This is a genomic window from Pseudoalteromonas xiamenensis (genome assembly GCF_030994125.1).
In the GTDB taxonomy this organism is placed as follows: Bacteria; Pseudomonadota; Gammaproteobacteria; order Enterobacterales; family Alteromonadaceae; genus Pseudoalteromonas; species Pseudoalteromonas xiamenensis_B.
In genome coordinates this window covers 1,807,488-1,827,951 of sequence record NZ_CP099917.1, presented here as the reverse complement: position 1 = coordinate 1,827,951, position 20,464 = coordinate 1,807,488, and the positions used below count along the sequence as shown (strand labels likewise).

The following is a 20,464-nucleotide window of genomic DNA, read 5'->3' as shown; positions in this document are numbered from 1 at the left end:
GGACTAGTAAAATGAGAAAGTTAAACCCAGATTTCCAACTAACAGCGGATCATGTCGAGAAATACCAACGTCAAGGATTCGTTGTATTAAAGCAATTCTTCTCGCTAGAGATGATTGAGTTTTTGAAAGCACGTGTAAACGATGAGTTTGAAACGCCAACAGACCACTACCAAAAAGGGTTTGATAAGTTGCGTTATGATCTTTGTAACGGTGACGAAACGATTTTTGAATTACTTGAAGAAGAAATGTTCCAAAACGTGATGTTGTCACTGTGCCAAGAAGACTTGTTCTACACGCAAGGCGTGGGTTTTAGCTTAAAACGCAGTGAACCAGGTAAAGTAAACAAAGGCTTTACATGGCACATCGAATCACAAAGCTTTGGTTTTAACCGTGCAGAAGACAACGGTACGACGCTTTGGGCACCATTACATGCAATCGATAGTAAGAAGCAACGTGGTGGTATGTGCTACGTGCCGCGTGACATCATCTCGGGTGAATTCATGTATGACTTCATTGACCCAGCTGTATTCAGATGTATGGATGAACACATCAAGTCAGGTGGTATTGAATTTGAAGACTACGTAGCACTTCGTGACGACCCATTAAACTCAGGTGGTATTGCTCGTTTGCTTGAATACTTCTCAATCGAAGATGATTTTGAGCTTGGTGATGTCATTCTATTCGACAAGTACGTTTTACACCGCAGTGCACCTTTAGAAGCAGGTCCACTTGAAGCACGTGATGCGTTCTCATTACGTTTTATTTCAGCAGATTCTCGTTATGACAAAGAGCGTGCAGAAATGATTGAAATTCCACGTAATTACTATGGTTACGAAGGTCCAACAAAGTTCCACTTAGAAATTTGTAAAGAAGACAACGAACTGATTGTTGAAAGTGCCTATTTTGATGCAGATCGCGAGCGCCGTTTCATCCGCGCAGACGCGAATTTTTACGATAATGTGAAGCCAAGCAAACTTGAAGAAGTCGCGTAAGGATTAACATCGTGGATCAAATCAAATTTTATGAAAGTAAATTAGCGTATGAAATGGATGCGTGGGATTTACACGAAGCGATGAAAGCGGGTCAAGACGTTGTGGTACTTGATGTGAGACAAACTCCGTCTTTCAACAAAAAACACATTGATGGCGCGGTGAGTTATCCGCACAAAAACATCACGGCGGAAAACCTCGCTGACTTTAATCAAAACACCTTATACGTCACGTATTGTGACGGCTTGGGCTGTAACGCGGCAACCAATGGCGCACTCAAAATGGCGAAATTAGGGTTGAATGTGAAAGAGCTCATTGGTGGATTGAGCTGGTGGAGTGAACACGGTTACCCAACGGTGTTAGAACCGTCACCAGCACGAGCTGCTTCTTAACCATAGGCTGTCAATGAGGCAGCGAGTAAGACAAAGGATAAATATAATGCCGTACGTAAATATTAAAGTGACACCAACGCCAACAGGTATCACTAGAGAGCAAAAAGCAGAGCTAATTGAAGGCGTTGCAAAAGTACTAAAAGATGTACTCGGAAAACCAGAAAGCCTAACCACCGTTGTGATTGACGAGGTGGCATTAGATAACTGGGGTTCTGGAGGTAAACAAGTTCAGAAGCCTGTTTAAGCCATATTTAGTAAATATATTTATTAGCGTCGAGTATAGGTGCTCTTTATTAAGTTATATTAATATGAGTGCCTATTATTTATTGCTAATTATTATTTGCATAAATATTATCTGGCACTATAAAACATGTTATTGTGCTGTTGATATTGTGAAAAGGATAGTGACAAAATATTATGGCTAATTTATTTAAAGTAGTTAAAGAGATAGCGAAGGATATGTCTCTTTCAGCAATTAATGCTGGATTCGTGACGGTATTGGTGGGTTTCACCAGTTCAGTTGTTATTGTTTTTCAAGCCGCTCAGGCACTTGGCGCTAACCCACAGCAAATCAGTTCGTGGATTTTGGCATTAGGCCTAGGGATGGGAATTTCAGGTATTGCCCTCTCCATCCGTTATAAAACCCCCATTACCACTGCTTGGTCGACATCCGGTGCGGCGATGCTGGTGACGGGCGCATCTGGTGCTAGCCTGAACGAAGCAATAGGTGCCTTTGTGCTGACTGGTGTGTTGATCAGTATCGCTGGATTTAGCGGGCTGTTTGAGCGCGTGATGAAGAAAATCCCACTCTCGCTTGCTGCTGCGATGTTGTCGGGCGTATTGCTGGACTTCGGTATTAATGCATTCTCGGCGATGCAATCAAACTTAGTGCTGGTACTGGCGATGTTGTTAGTGTTTATCGTATGTCAGAAGTTTTCGGCACGCTACTCGGTGATCTTAGCTTTATTAGTGGGCTGTTTAATTGCCTACAACCAAGGAATCATTCAGGCTCAAAGCCTTGATTTTGTGATAACGAAACCTGAATTCATTATGCCTGAGTTTAGTATGCAGGCTTTTATCGGTATTACGATCCCGCTGTTCATCGTAACGATGGCATCGCAAAATCTACCAGGTCTTTCCGTATTGCGTGCCTCTGATTACAAAGATACGCCCGTTTCTCCGCTTATCGCATGGACCGGTGTGAGTACAACTGTGCTGTCCGTGTTCGGTGCTTACGCCATCAACCTCGCAACGATTACTTCAGCAATTTGTGTCGGCAAAGAAGCGCATCCAGATCCAAGCAAGCGTTATGTCGCGGCTATTGCAGCGGGTTTTTTCTATATTTTAACGGGGATTTTTGGCGCGGCAGTAGTCCAAGCGTTTACGATTTTTCCTGAAGCTCTCATCCTTGCAATTGCCGGCATCGCTCTACTTGGCACAATAGGTAATGCGTTGAATTCAGCCGTACAGGATGAGTCAAATCGTCAGGCGGCGATGATCACCTTCTTAGTGACGGCCTCAGGTATTTCGTTTATGGGAATAGGCTCTGCATTTTGGGGTATAATTGCAGGCGTGTTTGCGATGCTCGTGAATCACCCTCGTTTTGTGACGTTCTTTAGCTCAAAATGGGCAAAAAAGAGTAAAGCGGCTCAATTCGAAGTCTCGAAATAGGTAATAACTCAAATGGATTTATTCTTTGGATATGAAATTTGGGTGGTAGTCACACTTGTCTTTGTCGCGCTGTGCGCTGGCTATATCGATGCCATCGCTGGCGGCGGCGGAGTATTGCAAGTGCCAGCATTACTGTTATGTGGTGTGAGTCCTATTTCATCACTAGCGACGAACAAAGTGGTTTCGATGGTAGGCACCAGCTTTGTAGTACTTAAATATTCGCTCAACAAGTTAATCAAATGGCGTTATGTCGCATTGGCTATCATACCTTGTTTCTTGGGATCGATTTTAGGTAGCAAGTTAGCCATTTTAGCTCCTGATTGGTTTTTAGAAGGCTTGATTCTGACCAGCATCGTGATTGCGCTCGTGTTTACGCGACTAGTAAAAACGGATCACCACGTTGAAAACCAGCCGCAGAGTAAGCCTAAGTTTGTGTCACTCTTAACGGGTATTGGCGTGTACGACGGATTAGCAGGACCAGGTACGGGCTCTTTTATGGTGTTGGCGACCAACAAAAGCCTGCGTTACGACTTGTTGGTGTCTACCGCCATTGCCAAACCGATTAACTTGACCACCAATGTTGCTGCGACACTCGTGTTTGTGTTTGCGGGCAAAGTAGTGTGGCCGATAGCCATCCCTATGTTAATCGCCAACTCTATCGGTGGTTGGATTGGCGGACACGCGGCAGTTGCTAAAGGCGCAGGATTTGTGAAGAAAATACTGAGTTTTGTGCTTATTGCCATGCTCTCTGCTAACGTTGGGAAATTGGTGTTTAACTTCTAGCCTAATTCACGTTCACTATTTTCACATCGCACGGCTGGGTACGTTGAAGTAACCAGCCGTTTTTGTTTGCGTGCAGGTCTCGGGGCTCAGTGAGCTCTATTCATGAGCACGATCACACTCGCCAGACTCGAATCGATACATCATTATTCTCCTACAAATATTGGGTTACTTGCCTTTTATTCTCGCGTGTTCCGAAACCGCATGTTGTACGTGAGAACGGCTAAAGCCACTATTAAAGCTTAACGGTTAAAGGGTATGCCAATAGTCGTTCTTGTTGAGATCACCGTTGAACTGATTAAGGTGTTGCGTTTATTTCTGTCTTCAGTGGACTCGATGTTTATCCCTGAGTCTTTTGAAATATGGGGTCAGAGGTTGAGGCGGAAAGTGTATGGTGGTTTTGAATTAAACGGGTGTGGTGATGAAGCGTGCAATTTGCAGTGAGCGGCTGCGGAAATCGAATGTCTGTACAATTAAACTGAGCGAGCATTTAAGGGGTTGGTACCACACGTTTTTACAACGAACCAACAACCTTCTATTGAGCGCTAATTACGGTTGCTCACGCTTCGCTTTACGCAGCGCCCAAACGTAATCCAATCCTAGGTAAGGAATAGCCTCGCCATTACCATCAAAAAAGAGTTGTGGATTTGGTGGACCAACGTAGCCTAGCTTTTTGCCGTGAATATTGACTTCCTCTAGTAAAAAGCCAATCGGTTTTGGAGCGCCTTCTTCACCCTTTACTGCCAACGCATGGCAAGTAATACAAGAACTGGTTTCCAAGTCCATAAACGCTTCAAGTTGTGAGTTGGCCAGTACAGTTGGAACCCCTCGATTTGTCGACCAATCGACTTGTGTGCCACGTAATCGGTAGTTTGCCCAGCGCGTATCTTCAAGTCCAAAGCCACTAGGGATCTCGTTGCATGCCAAGTTATCGGATGGACAAGCTGCATGGTCAACAGATTGTGTTAACCAACCGACAAAGGCGGTAGGGTATGTTTGCGCCCAGCGGCGTTCGTTGTCTACGTGCTCAAAGGTTGCCCAAAACCACGTTGGACTGTCTTTTGAAACGATGTGAAGTCCGGATAAACCATAAAGGTCAACATGACCATCACGTTCAATTTCTTGCCAGTGGTAATTTGGTTTATCGGCTTCCGTAATACGCACCCAGTTGCCCTTTACCGTCATTGACCCGAGCGGGAAATTAACGTTTTCGACACCAGCGCGAGCGAGACGTTCTTGTTCGTCAAGGCTGTATAGTTTGTGGTCTCGGATGTAATCATAAGCGGCTTTATTGAGGCGAATAGTTTCGTCAGCAAAGACACTGTAATCGCCAGTAGGCAAAGAGGTAAAGCCGCCTTGTTTACAGCCTTGTCGCCACGTTTGCGGTTCAGCAGCACCGTCTAAAAATGTTTCTTCGCGTGATTGCCAGCTTTCCCAGACGGTTAATCCCGCTTCGCCAAGTTGCGCATAGGTGTCGGCTTTACAGCGCGACGTGTCTGCCGGCCAGTTCAATGCGACAAAAAGCTGCCATGCGTAGTAATCAGGGTTATTCATCGCTGTGGTTGTATCTTGAGGGATCAACCAAGGTTTTTCTGCGTTCCAAGGGCGGTGCTTGGGCCTATCGATGTTTTCTGCGGCCGAAAGCTGAGAAAATAACATCAAATTTATTAATAGGAGTCTTCCCACTAAACTTCTCATTATATTTCCTTATGTGTTGTGTTGTGTTGTGTTGTGTTGTGTTGTGTTGTGTCTTCTAGACTTGTACGTTTCTAAAAGTTGGTTTCACGATCCCTTTCATGATCGCGAGAGCGACAGCGTGCTGTCTGTTATTTGCTTGCAATTTTGAGATGATATTCATCAAATGAAAGGTCACAGTGCGTTGTGAAAGACCAATGATTTTGGAGATTTCCCATGCCGTTTTTCCTTCGCATGCCCAAAATAAACAGTCGTTTTCACGTGGTGAGAGTTTACTTACTGCGCCGCATTCTTCTTTTATTCGCACATAACTTGCGAACAAATAAGAGGAAAAGGTATGTGCAAACACGAGAATTGAATCCAACTCATTGGCGTCCAGAGGTGTTTCACATACCAAGTTAAAAAAGGCTAAGTCACCACTTTTTGCTTTTATTGGGATATTAACCCCACAAGAGAAACCATATTTACTGAAGAACGTTGCAACCATTTTTACATCAGAATCACCCTTAGAACTTGTTGCATTCCAATGTTGTGGAGTGTAATTATCTAATTGGCAATTAATAAATGCACTTTCACCTTCGCTACTCGATTTAATATCATTTTTTACTTCATCAGAAAGGTTTGAAAAATTTCTAAGTTTTGATGAGTATAATGAGTTATTCTCAACGATGGTGAATATAAATTGCTTCATGTTTGCTAATTTAGCAAACTCTTCACATAATAAATGAATGCTTTCGAAACAGCTGATAGATGTTGTTCTTTTTGCTAAACTAGAGAACTTTTTAATATCCATGGTGACGAATTTCCTTATATGCTTATTTCAGCACTTAGGTCTCAATATTTCGAAGTAAATCGATGAAATATTCAGGTGGTCGAGTACCGATAACCACTTGTTTGCCGTTAATACGAAGTGCCGGAACACCCCGTGTCGTGATTTGTCTTGCACGTTGGTACTTTTCAACTAAAGCAGGTTCTTGAAACTGCGCAGTAAGCGCTTGTTTAGCTTCACTTAGATCTAGATCTAGACGCTCTGCTAGCGCCAACAATTGTTCTACTTTTGTTGGGTTAAGGCCTTTTTCAAAGTACCCTTCAATCAATAGCTCATTCATTGCAGCTTGTTTGTTCGACAGGCTTGCAAAATGCACCAAGCGGTGACCAAGCGAGGTATTGTAGTAATGCGTGCGTTTTGAAAAGTCGATTTTGACGCCAGCTTGAGCCGCGGTTCTTAATAGACTTTCTCTGTATTCCGCATGCTGTTGCTCATTCCAGCCATTTAGCTTCATGAGATGCGTACTGATTTTTTCACCTTCCACTTTGAAGTTTGGTTTTACTTCATAAGGAAGAAATTCAATCTCAACGCTCACTTCATCGTTAAGCGCTTTAATTGCGGTTTTTAAATTTGCGTAGTTGATCGGACACCATGAGCAATCGATGTCGTGAACATACTCAATTTTTAAATTTTTCATAAAATTGGGCCTATATTCAGTGAATAATGAGGACAGGTGCGAATGCACCCGTCTTCGAGTTAACGCTAGTTTTGCTGTTCAGCTTCTTGAGAAGCTTTGAAGCTAGGTAGATTGCTAACTGTGTCGATAAGCTTCGCAGTTTTGTCACCAATAACGATATCCACTGGGAAGTACTGACCCCATGAGTGATAAACGGTTAAAAGAATATCTGCAGCAGAGTAGTGGTTACCGCCAAGGAAAGGTTGGTTTGCTAATTTAGCTTCAACCACTTTCCATAGTTGGTTGATTGACTGTGCAGCACTTTCTAGAGCAGCTTGTTTCACTTCCGTGTCAGTCATTGATTGACCGATGAAGAATAGCTTGCTGTACGCAGGATGCATTGTTGCATTAGCAAAAAGTAGGTTTTGAATTGCTTCTTCACGTGCATCACCAGACGCCGGGAATAGGTTGTTTGCGTGCTTATCTAAAAGATGTAGCAAAATTGCAGCGCCTTCAGTGTACTTTTTGCCGTTGTCTAAAAGTACTGGTACCGCGCCAACTGGGTTGATAGCTTTGAAATCTTCTACAGAGTCTTTGTTGATTAGCTTGAATTCAACGCCTAGCTCGCGAAGTACTACTTGAGTCGCTAGAGAACAAGCGCCCGTCATATAATAAAGTGTATACATGATAGATCCTTTTAAATTGATATCGCTTAGAGGGCCTTCTAGCTCCTAAGCACAAACGTTCAGCTCCTAATGCTCAACGTTGTGACAAGGTTAATCAGTTCGGCATTGACGATAAACAGTCGCTTTTCAAACATACCGTTTACGTACAGGAAACAATCCTGTTTATGGATGATTGTAAAAATGTAATTTAAATGTTGTTTTTTTTAAGGGGCGTTAGTGTACGATACGCCTTCATTTGTTCATTTAGGTAGGTGGTTCAATGGATAGATTAGGGGCGATGGAGATTTTTATCCGTCTATCAGAGTTAGGCAGTTTTACCGCTGTGGCGGAAGAAGCAAACTTGTCTAAATCTAAAATAAGCAAAGAAATAAGTAAGTTAGAAGAATATGTTGGGGCGCGTTTGTTACACCGATCGACACGCCATTTGCAGCTCACGTCACTTGGCATGATTTACTTGAAGCGTTGTAAAAGCATTTTGCGCGAAGTGGAAGAAGCCCATTCTGACATTCAATTAATTCAAAAACGTCCAGCCGGAAAACTAAAAATTAGCCTCCCGATGGCATTGGGTTTGACAGAACTGTCACCCATTTTCACCGAGTTTATGCGTTTGTATCCGCATATTGAGCTCGAAGTTTTTTTAAGTGATGAATCAATTGATCTCATCGAACAGGGATTTGATGTCGGATTTCGTGCCGCGAGTGCGACATTCGATTCAAACTATGTGGGTAAAAAATTAACGCAATTCAACTATCACGTGGTTGCTTCACCTGAGTATTTGTCTGCGCACGCGCCGATACTATTGCCTGAAGATTTAGAACGGCATAACTGTTTTGTCTATCGCTACTTTAGAAAAAAGAATGTCTGGCCCGTTGGACAGGGGGTTGCAGTCAATGGATCGTTAAAAGCCAATAGCACAATATTCATGTTAGATTTGGTCAGGGCGGGTCATGGAATTGGCTTCTTCCCCGATTTTGTCTGTCAAAAAGCGATTGACGATGGGGAAATTGTTTCCATCTTATCAGAGCATAATACAGCGAAATTAACGCTCTATGCGATGTACCCAGCTCGGCACCACGTGCCCACTTCGTTGCGGCACTTTTTAGACTTTTTTGAGCAGTGGTTTAAGAAGAAAAACGACCTAAAATCATCAAATTGATAAATGTCTTTGAGTCAGTGAGCAGTCAAGCAGCAATTCAATATTGCGCTGTTTGACCTCACTCGAGTTCAGTTCGCCGGTAGTGTAAAACGTCACCTCTCGGGTTTTAGCCTTCTCGTCGAGTTTACATTCCATTTTTAGCAATGTGTTTACTCGGTTGGCAATTGCCAATCCTGAATCAATGACATTTACATGACTTGGGATGGCATGTTTGATCTCGTCATTCAATAACGGAAAGTGCGTACAGGCAAGCACTAATACATCGGTTTCACATGCCGCATCTTGCGCAAAAATTCGTTGCATTTCCTGGGTTACATTTTGTGCATCAAAGGGATCTGATATGAGCTTTTGTTCTGAGGCAAGGACCAGTGCTTCTGAGTCTTCAATCAGTACTCTACAGCCAGTCGCAAAGTCGGCGATGAGCTGTTTTACATAGGCAGAGTTAACCGTGGTATGTGTACCAAGTACCATCACTACGCCTGTTTTTGTCAGCGCCGCAGCAGGCTTAATCGCCGGTACAACTCCAACAATCGGCACATTGAGTTTAGCTCGGAGTAAATCAAGCGCAATCGTACTTGCGGTATTACAGGCAATGACGATGATGTCCGGTTGGGTTAGTTCACTTGCGGCCGAAACGACATTTAAAATGCGTTGTTTGAGTAAATCATGTGGTTTTTTTCCATAAGGAAAAAAACCACCGTCAGAGACGTAACTCAGCTGTACGTTTGGCATTTTCTTTCTGATTTCGGCTGCGACCGTGAGTCCACCTGAACCTGAATCAAATACCAAAACCGAATTACTCATTGCACCTACCTTCAAATATACCTTAATTGATTAGAGAGATGCCGCCCAGTTACAGGGGTTCTAATTCAGTTAGGCATGCCTCTTCAAGAGGCGTATCTTGCGCTTTCAACTTGTTCTGATCAAGAGGAAGGTGCTTGGTAAGCGCTTTTTTCGCAAATAAGAAGTCTTTTGGGTTGTTGATACAATCAACAGCTTGCAGTTTTTCACCATCAAAATACCACAGTGAAAATTTATCGTTGGTGCCTCGTTTTATTGTGTGAGTATATTGCAAACTCAGACCCGCAATCTGCAGTTTTGTTTGATATTGATCTGACCAAAACCAAGGCGTTTCTTCATTTGGTATCGTTTTTTGGCAAAGTGTTGCTGCCGCTTTCTTTGCTTGAAAAACCGCATTTTGAATCGATTCGATGCGAAGATGGCGACCACTTTGCGGGTGATACTGAACGGTACAATCGCCCGCAGCGACAATATCCGGATCGCTTGTTAAGCCTCTGGCATCGACTACAATGCCATTATTTACATCAAGTTTTGCGTCTTCAGCAAGCATGCTATTTGGCGTTACGCCAATCCCAACGAGGACAAGGTCGGCATCAAAGTGCGTACCGTTGTCGCACTCCACACCCGAGACGGTATCACCGCCTTTAAATGCCGTGACTTTTGTATTCAGTACAATGTTTACACCCGCTTGTTGATGCAAAGAGGTGAAATAGGCAGAAATTTCAGGTGCAGAAACGCGCGCAAGAATACGGCTTTCAGTTTCAATCAAGGTGACATCTATACCGAGTTTGCGAAGACTGCTGGCAATCTCAAGACCAATAAAACCACCGCCGACGATCACCGCTTTTTTTGGCTGCTGCACTGCAATCGTGGAACGTAAAGACTGAGCATCAATAAAACTGTTTAGGTAGAAGATGTTTGCTTTGTTGTATCCTGCAATTGTGAGATGCCTAGGTGTTGCTCCGGTACATATTGCGAGCTTGTCGTAATGTAGCTGCTGTCCATCTGATAACGTGACCTGTTTGGTCGCTCTGTCTATTTTGGTGACTGTAGCGTGTCGATGTACGTGAATGGCCTTTTTTTCATACGCCCCAGTACTTTTTATCGCGATATCATCTGCTGTTTTTTCGCTAAATAAGAATTCTTTTGATAGAACGGGTTTTTGATATGGCGCTTCGGCCTCTGCGCCAAGCAACGTGATCGAGCCAAGCCAGCCTTCTTTTCTTAAGCTAAATGCAAGTTGCGATGCGGCCTGACCGGCACCGATGATGAGGCAAGTTTCAGAGTTCATATGTGTCCTAATTTCAAGCGCGACTTTAAATGTTTCTCAAATGTTATATTTTTATTTATTAAAAATTAACCTGAAACATTTTACATCTATACAGTGATTAGGCTCGTCCGTAGTATGGACGTCGATATTGAGATTTAAGAAACACGAATTAGTTAAGGAGAATGCATGCCAAATATCATCGTCACCGACACCGAGGGTCAACGTAGCGAAGTGCCAATTGCTGTTGGCGAAATTTTAATGGAAGTGTTAAACGAGAATGACTTTGAGGAAATCGAAGGGGTATGCGGAGGCATTCGTTCTTGCGCAACCTGTCATGTTTATGTGAAAGAAGGTTGGTTAGATAAATTGTCTGACAAACACGAAGAAGAGTTGGAATTGTTATCCGGACTTTCAACGCAGCAAACAAATTCTCGTTTGTCTTGCCAAATTCAAATGACCGACGCATTGGACGGTTTGGAACTGACTATCGCGCCATTTGAAGATTAAGCGTCAGCAGCGGTAACATAAAACGCTATCGCGTCGACGTAATGATTTTAGTCTCCTAGTTTGGGTATTCGATGTGGTAGACGAGTATTGAACGCCGATATTCGTCTTGAATTACCCTACGGTGTACTAATGTGGAAAGGCATGGGCTTTCATTACTGTTGCTACGACCCGAAATGTATCGACCCAAGCTTGTCGAAGTTCAGGATTCCACTTTTCACCAAGCCCTTGTTTTAAAGTATAAAGTAGCGCATTGCCTACTGGCGTGAAATGAGATGCTTTGACACCATAGTCCACATGACGAGCGGCAAGTTGCTGCAATACAGGGACTAACGCATCTAAATCATCTAGCCCTTTCACTGCGACTTTGAGTGTCATCATTAGTTTTTTACCTTGGCTTTTTAAATCGGATTTGAAGAGCGGTTTCAAACTTGGATCGTACGTAAACAACGTTTGATAAAAAAGCCCAGCAGCTTGCTCAGCAATGGGTTCAACCAACTTGAAGCTTTCTTGCACAAGCAGTTTTTGGCGTGGAGTGATGGCCATTGTCCTTTCCTGTATTGCGATATTCCATTAACTATAAGTAGAGATTTCAATTATTTCCAAATTTACTTTAAAGATGTAGCGTTACAACTGACACACTTTTTTACACTTCAGGATGCAACTAAATCGACGCTTTCGCCGTCTTATCTTACGAGTAGAGCATTTAGCGTTTTGAAATTCGTTTTACTTTTCACATTCTCCCATTATTTTGATGTTACTGCTTGGCCAGTTTTTCTGGCCTTTTTTTTGTCTGTTTCAAACACAACCATGACATGCTTTGACCGCCGTTTTTACATGGTTTGTGGACAGAAGTTGCGATAGATCATGTTGTGGTGACTTAGATCCTGAGTCAAAAAGGCGATTTGAACTAGAGTTAAAATAACAAAGGAGAAGCCAATGACTGAAGCTCGCCAACATTTACTGTCGCTACAATTGCAATTACAAACCCGTTTGGAAAAAGTTCGAACGGATTTAAAGTGCTTAAATACTGCGGACAGCCAAGAACAGGCTCAACAACGTGAAAATGACGAAGTTTTGCAAGAACTGGAGAAACACCTCAGTGATGAGTTGGGCTTGGTGGCCTTTGCACTGGCGCGAGAAGCCGCAGGTCAATATGGGCATTGCAGTGCGTGTGGCGAAGATATTGCGAAAGAACGACTAAGCGCCGTGCCGTATACGGTGCATTGCCAACGTTGCGCGGTCTAATTGCTCTCTTTCGGATTAGAAATGTTGTGTCATCGTTATTCGGTGTGCGAGTGCATCATTTGTTCAGCCGGATCATTCGGTGAATAAGTGTGATTACCAAGGGATACTGACGGTATAAGTACCAAGCAATTTTGACGTAATCACACTAATACACATTAGGCCGGTATTACGTACTGATTTCATTAAATGATGAGTTTGATAAGGCCCTTGGCAATTAGTCGTTTGCCAAGGGCTTGGTAATCTAACGCTTATTTACAGCGCTTTAAAGCGAATTGCTACACCACCACTGGTTGCTAGGTGCAGTGACAGCGTGTCTTTTTGCGTGACAATTTGTTTTTTCACTTCTAGTTCATAGGGTTTCCATTTCCATTCCGCGTCTTTACCGTCTTGGTAAATTTGCGCTTCAAAGCGCTTACCCGTTTCAAGGAAATCCAGTTTCACGTCTATGTCGCGTGCCTGTTCATCGGTAATAGCGCCAAGGAACCAATCATTACCTGAGTACTTTTTATGCTTTTTGGCCTTTCTTGCATACACCACGTAGTCCCCGACCTCTCCCGCTAGGGCGATACTTTTTTCCCAATCGGTTGGGACATCCTTGATAAATTGGAATGCATCCGGTTTTGCTTCGTAGTTTTCAGGTAAGTCAGCGGCCATTTGAATGGGACTGTAGAGCACCACGTACAGCGCGAGCTGTTTTGCTAGTGTCGTTTGTGGACGATTAGTTTGATCACCTAAGCCGTTAAAGCTCATGTCAAAAATGCCCGGCGTAAAGTCCATTGGGCCAGCCAACATGCGTGTGTAGGCGAGCAATGTGGTGTGTTCTGGTGGATTAGGTGGCGTGCCCCACGCATTGAACTCTTGGCCTCGCGCGCCTTCACGAGCTAACCAATTCGGGTAGGTACGGCGAAGGCCGGTGTCTTTAATCGGCTCGTGTGTATTGATGCTGATTTTGTATTTTGCTGCCAATTTCACGTTGTCGAGATATTCATTCACCATAAACTGACCGTCATGCCATTCGTAGCGCGCTATCCCATCGGCATCAATTCGCTTGATGTTTCCACCGTCTGCGACGTAGCCTGTTTTCACTTGAGTGACGTTGTTCTTAGCATAGAGCTCAAAGGCATCCGTCATTTGATTGCGGTAGTTGGTAACATTCCCTGAGGTTTCATGATGGCCGATAAGCTTTGCGCCGACTTGTTTACCGTACTGTGTAATCGCTTCAATATCAAAATCATCATAAGGTTTTGAAAAGCTGAATACATCGCCATTGAAGAACCAATCGCCATCCCAGCCAATGTTCCAACCTTCAACGAGGACGCCGTCAAAGCCATTTTTAGCAGCGAAATCGAGGTAATGTTTGGTGTTTTCGGTTGTGGCACCATGTTTTTCACCACTGCCCCACGTATTTTTGTTTATGTGCATACCCCACCAAATACCCACATACTTGCCTGGTTCCACCCAAGACACATCGCCAAGTTTGTTTGGCTCGTTGAGGTTTAGAATAAGGCGAGAGTTGAGCAACCCTGTAGCGTCTTTCGCGATTTGGATCGTGCGCCACGGCGTCTTAAATTTTCCATTGGTTTTCACCGCAGTGCCATCAGACCAAGGCGTTAAATTGCTCACAAAGGTCCCCGGGCGGCGTTGATCCAGTACCATGGCCGCATAGTCAACGAGCGCCGCTTCGTGAATACTTAAATGTACGTTATCGGCATTCTTGAAGGTAAAGGGGGTATGGACAAGCTGGGCTTGTTGTAAAGGTGTGGTGTTGTAGATGTATTCATAGCGATTCCAGCCACGAGCGGGGATCCACCATGCCGTGGCTTTGTCACTTTGTGCCACCGAAAATTCAGTTAATTCACGGACAATCGTTAGAGGGTTGGCTTGATTCACTTCGTAGCGAAACCCGATGCCATCATCGAACGCACGAATGCGTACCGTATAAACTTGTTGCTGTGCTTTGTTGTTAAATGTCACGGCAAGTTCGTGATGGTTATCTGTGATTTCTCGCTCTTCACCCCAAGGTTGTTGCCAAGTCGACGAAACGCTGTCTTGCGTTGATTCGACGATTTCAAAGCCATCGCGAAAGGAAGGTGCTGTTTGAAAATCAAAGCCGAGCTTCGACTCATTTATAATGGGTTTACCTCGGAAAAAGACAGAATAGTGAGGGTGATTATCATCCGAAATTCGCACTTCAATCTGACCATTGGGTGAGCGGACTTGCTCTGTTTTTGCCATTGCGTTTGCAGACAAGACTGCTAAACACAAGGAAAGGTAACGTAATCGCATAGGTGGTCCTATATTCTATTGTAAGTCATTCTCCTACCTTACCTAGGGGGGCAGGTCTACACCACGTTTTGCATACGTATTCAAACATTGAATGAAAACCTGCTTTAAAACGGTCTTTTAGCGAAAGCCGCGAGTTCGTTGAACGCATTAGGTTTTGGCTGTGCAAATTCTAAACTTGGCGTATAGTGAAAGGAACAAAATCAGGTCTTCATGGTATGGAAAACGTAATGAAAATAATGGGGCTGTTATTATTGACGCTCAGTATATCGACGCACGCGGTAACAGTGTCTGTAACGGATAAGCAAGGCCAGGCATTGCAAGGGGCTGTCGTCTGGATGATGCCTAAAGTGTTGCCTGCGCACTCCAGTGAGGTTCATTATGAAATGGGCCAAAAAAACCGGACGTTCCAACCTCACATTTTGGCAGTCCCTGCTGGGGCTAATGTTGATTTTCCGAATTTCGATAACATTTTGCATCATGTGTATTCTTTCTCAGATACAAAACCGTTTGAGCTGAAGCTTTATCGCGACAAACCGCATGCGCCCATCCAATTTGAAAGTGCAGGGATTGTCGAGCTGGGCTGTAATATTCACGACTGGATGCTTGGCTATATCGTGGTGGTGGATGGCCCCTATTTCGGTGTGTCGAATGCTGAAGGGGTAGTAGAGCTAACAATTCCTGATGGACACTATCAACCCAAAGTCTGGCACGAGCAGTTTGAAGAATTGAATCTACCGGAAACACTTGCATGGCAAGAGCTCAAAAATACGGATGCGTTGTCCTTTTCAATCAAACAAAATCTTGTGAAAAAAATAGAATCGATGGCGGACGAATTCGATGAATATGAATAATCGTAACCTTTGGCAAGGCACCATTGTCGGATTTGGGCTGGTGGTTTCAATGGCTGCACACGCAGATATTACGTGGCAGGGAAAAGTACAAGCTAGCACCTTTGAACGTGATAACAGCAAAAGTTGGTTAAACCATGGCTGGGGAAATCAGCGTTTTGATAAAGAAGCGGAATTGATTGAAATATCACGAGCGTGGGTTGATGTGCGAGCGGATATTGGCATGGATTGGTCAGCCCATGTCAGCGCTCAATATGTACCTGATCCTTCCGATAAGATAGGCCTAACTGAAGCGTTCTTAAAATATAACCCTCTGACAAACAATCCTTATCAATGGAATGTGAAAGTGGGCGGCTTTTATCCTGCGATGTCGATGGAAAATCCACAAGTGGGCTGGAGTTCTCCATATACATACAGTTTTTCTGGCATCAACGCATGGCTAGGCGAAGAGGTGCGTACCTTCGGTGCTGAATTTGAAATTAGCCGAATAGGTAAACGTTTTCGCTCACCACACGATGTGAGTGTACATGCGGCGTTGTTCAAAGGAAACGATCCCGCAGGAACGATGTTGGCTTGGCGCGGCTTTGCGTCACATGACCGTCAATCGATGTTCAATGAATCGGTGTATTTCCCCCCAGTTCGTTCCCTAAACGAACCTCAATTGCGTTTTCAAGCGCCTCAAGTGAAACCGTTTTCAGAAGTGGATGGAAAATGGGGATATTATTTAGGCGTACACTGGGATTATCAAAAGCAGCAGCAATTGAAAGTGTATTGGTATGACAATCAAGGCGACCCTGCGGCCATTAACAAAAATACCGGTCAATATGCGTGGGATACCAAGTTTTTAAGTGTCGCATGGTTGTATAAATTCAATAAGCAAACGCGTTTAATTGCTCAGTGGCTAGATGGCTCAACGGCAATGGGTAAAAACAGAGGCGTGAACAATGACTTTTCCAGTTACTATGTTTTGTTGAGCCATAAAATAGCCGCACATCGTTTTTCGGGGCGAGTGGAATACAGCGAAGTAAAGGACAACGACACGTGGGTATTTGACCCCAATAGCAGCGAAACCAAAGCGCTGACATTGAACTATCGCTATCAATTCGACAAGCACTGGCAAGGTGGTGTTGAGTGGCTGTACCAAAAAAGTACCGTGGAGAACCGCACGGCAGTCGCGTTACCTGAAGCGCTATCGCAATCACAATGGCGCTTTGTGGCTGAATACTCATTTTAGAGGCTAAGAAATGAAGCTTAAATCAATAATGAAAAACATGTTTTTTGGAATTGGTTTGCTGTCGGCATTTCAAGCGCCAGCCGAACAGATTTATCGGTTCACGGCAAGCGCCGCAGCCTATGAAGCCAACGCCTATCTACTGGAATCGAAAGAGGGGTGGGTGCTGGTGGATGCGCTCATGTTACGCGACGATCTTGCGTCAATTGTTGCAACCATTAAAAACAGTAAAAAGCCATTGAAAGGGGTGTTAATCACGCACCCTCATGTTGATCATTTTGCAGGAATTGCATGGTTACAAGCGGAGTTTCCGAAGCTCTCGGTCTATATGACAAAAGCCTCGGAAAAGGCAATGTATGAGGTGCACAAGGATGCGCTGACAAGTGGCTGGATAAACGTATTTGGCGATCAATATCCCAAAACACTCACGCCTAACGTTGTGGTTATAAATGATGGTCAGTCGCTTAATGTTGATGGATTACTCTTTAACGTACATGCATTAGGTGCGGGAGAAGCTGCTGAGCATGTAGCTTACGAACGTGCGGACACACGTCAACTCTTTACGGGGGATGCGTTGGTATCTTCTTACGTTGTGTACGTGGGTGAGGGACGTTCAAAAGCATTGCTTGCACTTTACGATAAAATGGTCACGTTAGTTTCAGATGATTACAGGGTTTACCCAGGTCACGGTGGCGTACAGCCTCTTGCTCAAGTCGTTGCAGACAATCGTAAGCAGGTGATGATGATGCGTAACATTGCCATGCAGTATTTGCAGCAAAATCCCGAACAGCTCAAAAATAAGCACTTTACCGCGGACGATATTCGTCACGTTGGGGCTCTTATCTCAACGCAATTCGGTGGTTATTCTGGCTATGGAATGCCAACTCAAGCACTTATCACAGGGTACAATGTACGAGGGCTGTTAGCGGAAGTCGCGAATGAACTGAACGAAAATAAATAAAGGGCGATTAGCCCTTTATTTATTTGTTTGAACAAGCATTATTTCTGTGTGGACAGTGTCGGCCACGACCACGGACTTAGCTCAAACACGCTATCACTCGATGTATTTCCTTCGCTACAAACATTGTCCTGTCCAATAACGCGAACAGGGAGTTGCTCGGTGTAGCTTTTCATGATGAGTTGATATTGGAAATTTGCAACAGCCGAATCTAAATCAATATGCCAAGTCATTGATTGTCCATCAACAATGCAACTTTCAAAATGAGCATTGTTTTCAATCGGCGCAATACGAAAATACAACGCGTTGTCACCATTTGGACCTGAACGCGTAATCACCTCACTTACTGTGCCATAAACATCATTGGCCGCAAATGCGTTATTGCTTAGTAGCGCTAGCATGCTTAGCAAAAGTGCATTAATTTTCATTTTGTATCCTTACCTTTGAATAATTTATTTTTATTGAGGAGCAGGTTAACATTTTGTTTTAAAAATGGATAGAAATGTTTAGGCAGGGAGTGTGAATGCGCAGCAGGTTTTGCTACGCATTCGTGATAGCAGTTAAAGCCAGATTTTTTGCAATTCTTGCCACTGTGTATCGAACACCGCTGATGGGCTTTGCTTAAAGTCGCTACGTACGAATTGGTTCATTTTACCTTCAACAAAGGCAAGAAAGAGATTCGCAAGTGCACCTTCATCTGTTGAGAATGCTTTACCTTCGCGCAGTTTTCGTTCGCGAAGTACTTGTTTGAATTGTGTTTCGAGCTTATTAAAGAAGCCTTGCACGCGTTCACGCAAACGTTCTTGTTCACCTTGAAGTGCATCACCCGTTAAAATTCGAGTGATACCGGGATTACGTTCTGCAAACGTAAGTAGCAACATCATGATGTTGTAGATTCGACTTTGCGTTTCTTTTTCGTTTTCCAGAATAAGATTGATTCGAGATAGCAGTGTATCTTCAATAAATTCAATCAATCCCTCAAACATACGTGCTTTACTTGGAAAGTGACGATACAGAGCAGCCTCTGATACGCCCACTTCGGTGGCCAATTTAGCGGTTGTGATGCGTTGTCCTGGACAGGTTTCGAGCATTTGAGCAAGACATTGCAGGATCTGCTCTTTGCGGTTGCTGCGCTTTGTCGCTGGCATGAAGCTTCCCTTATTTATCATTATTATAATTTTGCATGAACCCACCTCCACGCAAATGGTGAGTTCATGTTAATGTTTTATTCAGTTTCTTTCCAGCATTTTAAAGGGTGGTTATGACAGCTTGGTGGCAAGCCGTTTTAAGACAGTAAGCGCTAGCTCTTTTTTATCACACGGTGGCAATTCAACACTTTCATCTTGCCAAAATAACGTCAACGCATTGCTGTCCGCATTAAATCCTAAGCCTTCACGCGATACGTCATTCGCACAAATCATATCGAGTTTTTTGTTTTTCAGTTTGCCCTTTGCGTAGTTCGCCACATCCTGCGTTTCTGCAGCAAAACCCACGGTATAAGGTCGATTTTCGGTTAAATGGGCGACTTCTGCGATGATGTCTGGGTTTTTCACCATCGTGATAGTGAGCTCATCACCTTGCTTTTTCATCTTTTGCTCAGCAACAACCGCGGGGCGATAATCGGCAACGGCAGCACATCCGATAAAAACGTCTGATTGAACGGCCTGTTCGAGTGCCGCCTCACGCATGTCGAGTGCGCTATCAACGTTAATGCGAGTCGCGCCTTTTGGCGTACTGAGTGAAACTGGGCCAGCAATCAGCGTGACCTTTGCGCCTAATTTGAGTGCGGCTTCAGCAAGTGCAAAACCCATTTTTCCAGAGCTGTGATTACTAATAAAACGCACTGGGTCAAGTGCTTCTCGTGTAGGACCCGCCGTAATAGTAACGGTTTTGCCTGCCAGCAACGGGGTTTCAGGTGAAAGCGCATCTAGGCAATGGACGACTAGTTCATGGGGTTCAAGCATGCGACCCGCTCCTACGTCGCCACAGGCTTGTTCTCCGACTCCCGGACCCCAAATGGTAATTCCACGGCTCGCCAGTAAGCGCAGATTATCTTGCGTGGCTGCGTGCTTGTACATTTGTTGGTTCATTGCAGGGGCGATAGCAACCTTGGCAGGTGTTGCCAGTAGCAGGGTTGTCAATAAATCATCGGCAATACCCGCTGCCATTTTCGCAATGGTGTTTGCTGTAGCTGGTGCAATCAGAATTAAATCAGCCCATTTCGCAAATTCAATATGGCCCATTGCAGCTTCCGCATTTGGGTCGAGCAGCGAGTCCGAAATCATTTCGCCAGAAACCGCTTGCATGGTCAAAGGTGTTATAAATGCCTTGGCCGATTCAGTCATGACGACTTTCACTTGATGGCCGTTGTCTTTTAATCGGCGTACTAGCTCGGCGCACTTATATGCCGCAATACCACCGGTGATCCCCAAAACGATTTTTTTAGCACTATGATTCATTCACGGTTACTCAAACTCGAAAAACTCGCACAACCTTACCACACT

At 44.1% G+C, this 20,464-nt stretch carries 23 protein-coding genes; 12 read left to right on the top strand and 11 right to left on the bottom strand.

Annotation, left to right across the window (positions count from 1 at the left end; genetic code table 11):
- Positions 1–11 precede the first annotated feature (11 nt).
- The 6 genes from NI389_RS08445 to NI389_RS08420 all read left to right on the top strand — a co-directional run bounded on the left by NI389_RS08445 (position 12) and on the right by NI389_RS08420 (position 4,276).
- The gene (locus NI389_RS08445) at positions 12–992 is read left to right on the top strand and encodes a phytanoyl-CoA dioxygenase family protein (RefSeq protein ID WP_308362452.1); all 981 of its coding nucleotides are present in this window, start codon (positions 12–14) and stop codon (positions 990–992) included.
- A gap of 11 nt (positions 993–1,003) precedes the next feature.
- The gene (locus NI389_RS08440; protein ID WP_308362450.1) at positions 1,004–1,381 is read left to right on the top strand and encodes a rhodanese-like domain-containing protein; all 378 of its coding nucleotides are present in this window, start codon (positions 1,004–1,006) and stop codon (positions 1,379–1,381) included.
- A gap of 46 nt (positions 1,382–1,427) precedes the next feature.
- On the top strand, positions 1,428–1,625 hold the full coding sequence (locus tag NI389_RS08435; protein WP_208844362.1) for a tautomerase family protein: 198 nt from the start codon (positions 1,428–1,430) through the stop codon (positions 1,623–1,625).
- A 173-nt stretch (positions 1,626–1,798) separates the two neighbouring features.
- The gene (locus NI389_RS08430) at positions 1,799–3,052 is read left to right on the top strand and encodes a benzoate/H(+) symporter BenE family transporter (protein ID WP_308362448.1); all 1,254 of its coding nucleotides are present in this window, start codon (positions 1,799–1,801) and stop codon (positions 3,050–3,052) included.
- Between the two features lie 12 nt (positions 3,053–3,064).
- Positions 3,065–3,835 carry a TSUP family transporter gene (locus tag NI389_RS08425; protein WP_308362446.1) on the top strand — a complete coding sequence of 257 codons (771 nt, stop codon included), beginning with the start codon at positions 3,065–3,067 and terminating at the stop codon, positions 3,833–3,835.
- Between the two features lie 255 nt (positions 3,836–4,090).
- Positions 4,091–4,276 carry a hypothetical protein gene (locus tag NI389_RS08420; RefSeq protein ID WP_308362444.1) on the top strand — a complete coding sequence of 62 codons (186 nt, stop codon included), beginning with the start codon at positions 4,091–4,093 and terminating at the stop codon, positions 4,274–4,276.
- Positions 4,277–4,381: 105 nt separating this feature from the next.
- Here the strand turns inward: NI389_RS08420 and NI389_RS08415 are convergent, their stop codons facing one another.
- The 4 genes from NI389_RS08415 to NI389_RS08400 form a co-directional block, all read right to left on the bottom strand.
- Positions 4,382–5,530, bottom strand: a complete 1,149-nt coding sequence (locus NI389_RS08415) for a hypothetical protein (RefSeq protein ID WP_308362442.1) — start codon at positions 5,528–5,530, stop codon at positions 4,382–4,384.
- Between the two features lie 55 nt (positions 5,531–5,585).
- Positions 5,586–6,320, bottom strand: a complete 735-nt coding sequence (locus NI389_RS08410) for a LuxR C-terminal-related transcriptional regulator (RefSeq protein ID WP_308362440.1) — start codon at positions 6,318–6,320, stop codon at positions 5,586–5,588.
- Positions 6,321–6,354: 34 nt separating this feature from the next.
- The gene (locus tag NI389_RS08405; RefSeq protein ID WP_308362438.1) at positions 6,355–6,993 is read right to left on the bottom strand and encodes a DsbA family oxidoreductase; all 639 of its coding nucleotides are present in this window, start codon (positions 6,991–6,993) and stop codon (positions 6,355–6,357) included.
- Between the two features lie 65 nt (positions 6,994–7,058).
- Entirely contained in the window at positions 7,059–7,658 is a 600-nt protein-coding gene (locus NI389_RS08400; protein ID WP_308362436.1) for a glutathione S-transferase family protein, read from the bottom strand.
- A gap of 259 nt (positions 7,659–7,917) precedes the next feature.
- Between NI389_RS08400 and NI389_RS08395 the strand changes: the two genes are divergently transcribed.
- Positions 7,918–8,814: a LysR family transcriptional regulator gene (locus tag NI389_RS08395; protein ID WP_308362434.1), complete on the top strand. Its 897-nt coding sequence runs from the start codon at positions 7,918–7,920 to the stop codon at positions 8,812–8,814.
- Here NI389_RS08395 and murI read toward each other — a convergent pair.
- A complete protein-coding gene (murI, locus tag NI389_RS08390) occupies positions 8,806–9,618 on the bottom strand; it encodes a glutamate racemase (RefSeq protein WP_308362433.1) in 813 nt (270 codons plus the stop codon). The two genes, NI389_RS08395 and murI, sit on opposite strands and share 9 nt — an antisense overlap.
- 49 nt (positions 9,619–9,667) lie before the next feature.
- Positions 9,668–10,906, bottom strand: coding sequence for an NAD(P)/FAD-dependent oxidoreductase (locus NI389_RS08385; RefSeq protein ID WP_308362431.1), 1,239 nt, complete (start codon positions 10,904–10,906; stop codon positions 9,668–9,670).
- 165 nt (positions 10,907–11,071) lie between these two features.
- Between NI389_RS08385 and NI389_RS08380 the strand changes: the two genes are divergently transcribed.
- Complete coding sequence (locus NI389_RS08380; RefSeq protein ID WP_208844353.1) at positions 11,072–11,392, top strand: 2Fe-2S iron-sulfur cluster-binding protein; 321 nt, start codon at positions 11,072–11,074, stop codon at positions 11,390–11,392.
- Positions 11,393–11,518: 126 nt separating this feature from the next.
- Here NI389_RS08380 and NI389_RS08375 read toward each other — a convergent pair whose 3' ends face one another.
- A complete protein-coding gene (locus NI389_RS08375; protein WP_308362430.1) occupies positions 11,519–11,935 on the bottom strand; it encodes a globin family protein in 417 nt (138 codons plus the stop codon).
- Positions 11,936–12,328: 393 nt separating this feature from the next.
- Here NI389_RS08375 and NI389_RS08370 point away from each other — a divergent pair, with 393 nt between their 5' ends.
- Positions 12,329–12,637 (top strand): TraR/DksA family transcriptional regulator, encoded by a 309-nt coding sequence (locus NI389_RS08370; protein WP_308362429.1) that lies wholly within the window; start codon positions 12,329–12,331, stop codon positions 12,635–12,637.
- Between the two features lie 252 nt (positions 12,638–12,889).
- On the opposite strand, the gene NI389_RS08365 is transcribed toward NI389_RS08370, so the two are convergent.
- Entirely contained in the window at positions 12,890–14,923 is a 2,034-nt protein-coding gene (locus NI389_RS08365) for a glycoside hydrolase family 97 protein (protein WP_308362428.1), read from the bottom strand.
- A gap of 185 nt (positions 14,924–15,108) precedes the next feature.
- On the opposite strand from NI389_RS08365, the gene NI389_RS08360 reads away from it, so the two are divergent.
- Genes NI389_RS08360 through NI389_RS08350 form a run of 3 tightly spaced genes read left to right on the top strand, consistent with a single transcriptional unit; the run spans position 15,109 to position 17,963 of the window.
- Entirely contained in the window at positions 15,109–15,774 is a 666-nt protein-coding gene (locus tag NI389_RS08360) for a methylamine utilization protein (protein WP_308362427.1), read from the top strand.
- Entirely contained in the window at positions 15,761–17,005 is a 1,245-nt protein-coding gene (locus tag NI389_RS08355; RefSeq protein WP_308362426.1) for a hypothetical protein, read from the top strand. The genes NI389_RS08360 and NI389_RS08355 overlap by 14 nt, the downstream gene beginning before the upstream one ends.
- A gap of 28 nt (positions 17,006–17,033) precedes the next feature.
- A complete protein-coding gene (locus NI389_RS08350; protein WP_308362425.1) occupies positions 17,034–17,963 on the top strand; it encodes an MBL fold metallo-hydrolase in 930 nt (309 codons plus the stop codon).
- Between the two features lie 38 nt (positions 17,964–18,001).
- On the opposite strand, the gene NI389_RS08345 is transcribed toward NI389_RS08350, so the two are convergent.
- The 3 genes from NI389_RS08345 to coaBC form a co-directional block, all read right to left on the bottom strand.
- On the bottom strand, positions 18,002–18,388 hold the full coding sequence (locus tag NI389_RS08345; protein WP_308362424.1) for a hypothetical protein: 387 nt from the start codon (positions 18,386–18,388) through the stop codon (positions 18,002–18,004).
- 132 nt (positions 18,389–18,520) lie between these two features.
- Positions 18,521–19,108, bottom strand: coding sequence for a nucleoid occlusion factor SlmA (gene slmA, locus NI389_RS08340; protein WP_208844347.1), 588 nt, complete (start codon positions 19,106–19,108; stop codon positions 18,521–18,523).
- Between the two features lie 111 nt (positions 19,109–19,219).
- Entirely contained in the window at positions 19,220–20,419 is a 1,200-nt protein-coding gene (coaBC, locus tag NI389_RS08335) for a bifunctional phosphopantothenoylcysteine decarboxylase/phosphopantothenate--cysteine ligase CoaBC (RefSeq protein ID WP_308362422.1), read from the bottom strand.
- Positions 20,420–20,464: the final 45 nt, after the last annotated feature.

What these genes read in the sequence shown, in the direction of transcription:
- NI389_RS08445 (WP_308362452.1), top strand. Translation starts at nt 12, where the DNA reads ATGAGAAAGTTAAACCCAGATTTCCAACTAACAGCGGATCATGTCGAG.
- NI389_RS08435 (WP_208844362.1), top strand. Translation starts at nt 1,428, where the DNA reads ATGCCGTACGTAAATATTAAAGTGACACCAACGCCAACAGGTATCACT.
- NI389_RS08430 (WP_308362448.1), top strand. Translation starts at nt 1,799, where the DNA reads ATGGCTAATTTATTTAAAGTAGTTAAAGAGATAGCGAAGGATATGTCT.
- NI389_RS08425 (WP_308362446.1), top strand. Translation starts at nt 3,065, where the DNA reads ATGGATTTATTCTTTGGATATGAAATTTGGGTGGTAGTCACACTTGTC.
- NI389_RS08420 (WP_308362444.1), top strand. Translation starts at nt 4,091, where the DNA reads ATGCCAATAGTCGTTCTTGTTGAGATCACCGTTGAACTGATTAAGGTG.
- NI389_RS08415 (WP_308362442.1), bottom strand. Translation starts at nt 5,530, where the DNA reads ATGAGAAGTTTAGTGGGAAGACTCCTATTAATAAATTTGATGTTATTT.
- NI389_RS08410 (WP_308362440.1), bottom strand. Translation starts at nt 6,320, where the DNA reads ATGGATATTAAAAAGTTCTCTAGTTTAGCAAAAAGAACAACATCTATC.
- NI389_RS08405 (WP_308362438.1), bottom strand. Translation starts at nt 6,993, where the DNA reads ATGAAAAATTTAAAAATTGAGTATGTTCACGACATCGATTGCTCATGG.
- NI389_RS08400 (WP_308362436.1), bottom strand. Translation starts at nt 7,658, where the DNA reads ATGTATACACTTTATTATATGACGGGCGCTTGTTCTCTAGCGACTCAA.
- NI389_RS08395 (WP_308362434.1), top strand. Translation starts at nt 7,918, where the DNA reads ATGGATAGATTAGGGGCGATGGAGATTTTTATCCGTCTATCAGAGTTA.
- murI (WP_308362433.1), bottom strand. Translation starts at nt 9,618, where the DNA reads ATGAGTAATTCGGTTTTGGTATTTGATTCAGGTTCAGGTGGACTCACG.
- NI389_RS08385 (WP_308362431.1), bottom strand. Translation starts at nt 10,906, where the DNA reads ATGAACTCTGAAACTTGCCTCATCATCGGTGCCGGTCAGGCCGCATCG.
- NI389_RS08380 (WP_208844353.1), top strand. Translation starts at nt 11,072, where the DNA reads ATGCCAAATATCATCGTCACCGACACCGAGGGTCAACGTAGCGAAGTG.
- NI389_RS08375 (WP_308362430.1), bottom strand. Translation starts at nt 11,935, where the DNA reads ATGGCCATCACTCCACGCCAAAAACTGCTTGTGCAAGAAAGCTTCAAG.
- NI389_RS08370 (WP_308362429.1), top strand. Translation starts at nt 12,329, where the DNA reads ATGACTGAAGCTCGCCAACATTTACTGTCGCTACAATTGCAATTACAA.
- NI389_RS08365 (WP_308362428.1), bottom strand. Translation starts at nt 14,923, where the DNA reads ATGCGATTACGTTACCTTTCCTTGTGTTTAGCAGTCTTGTCTGCAAAC.
- NI389_RS08355 (WP_308362426.1), top strand. Translation starts at nt 15,761, where the DNA reads ATGAATATGAATAATCGTAACCTTTGGCAAGGCACCATTGTCGGATTT.
- NI389_RS08350 (WP_308362425.1), top strand. Translation starts at nt 17,034, where the DNA reads ATGAAAAACATGTTTTTTGGAATTGGTTTGCTGTCGGCATTTCAAGCG.
- NI389_RS08345 (WP_308362424.1), bottom strand. Translation starts at nt 18,388, where the DNA reads ATGAAAATTAATGCACTTTTGCTAAGCATGCTAGCGCTACTAAGCAAT.
- slmA (WP_208844347.1), bottom strand. Translation starts at nt 19,108, where the DNA reads ATGCCAGCGACAAAGCGCAGCAACCGCAAAGAGCAGATCCTGCAATGT.
- coaBC (WP_308362422.1), bottom strand. Translation starts at nt 20,419, where the DNA reads ATGAATCATAGTGCTAAAAAAATCGTTTTGGGGATCACCGGTGGTATT.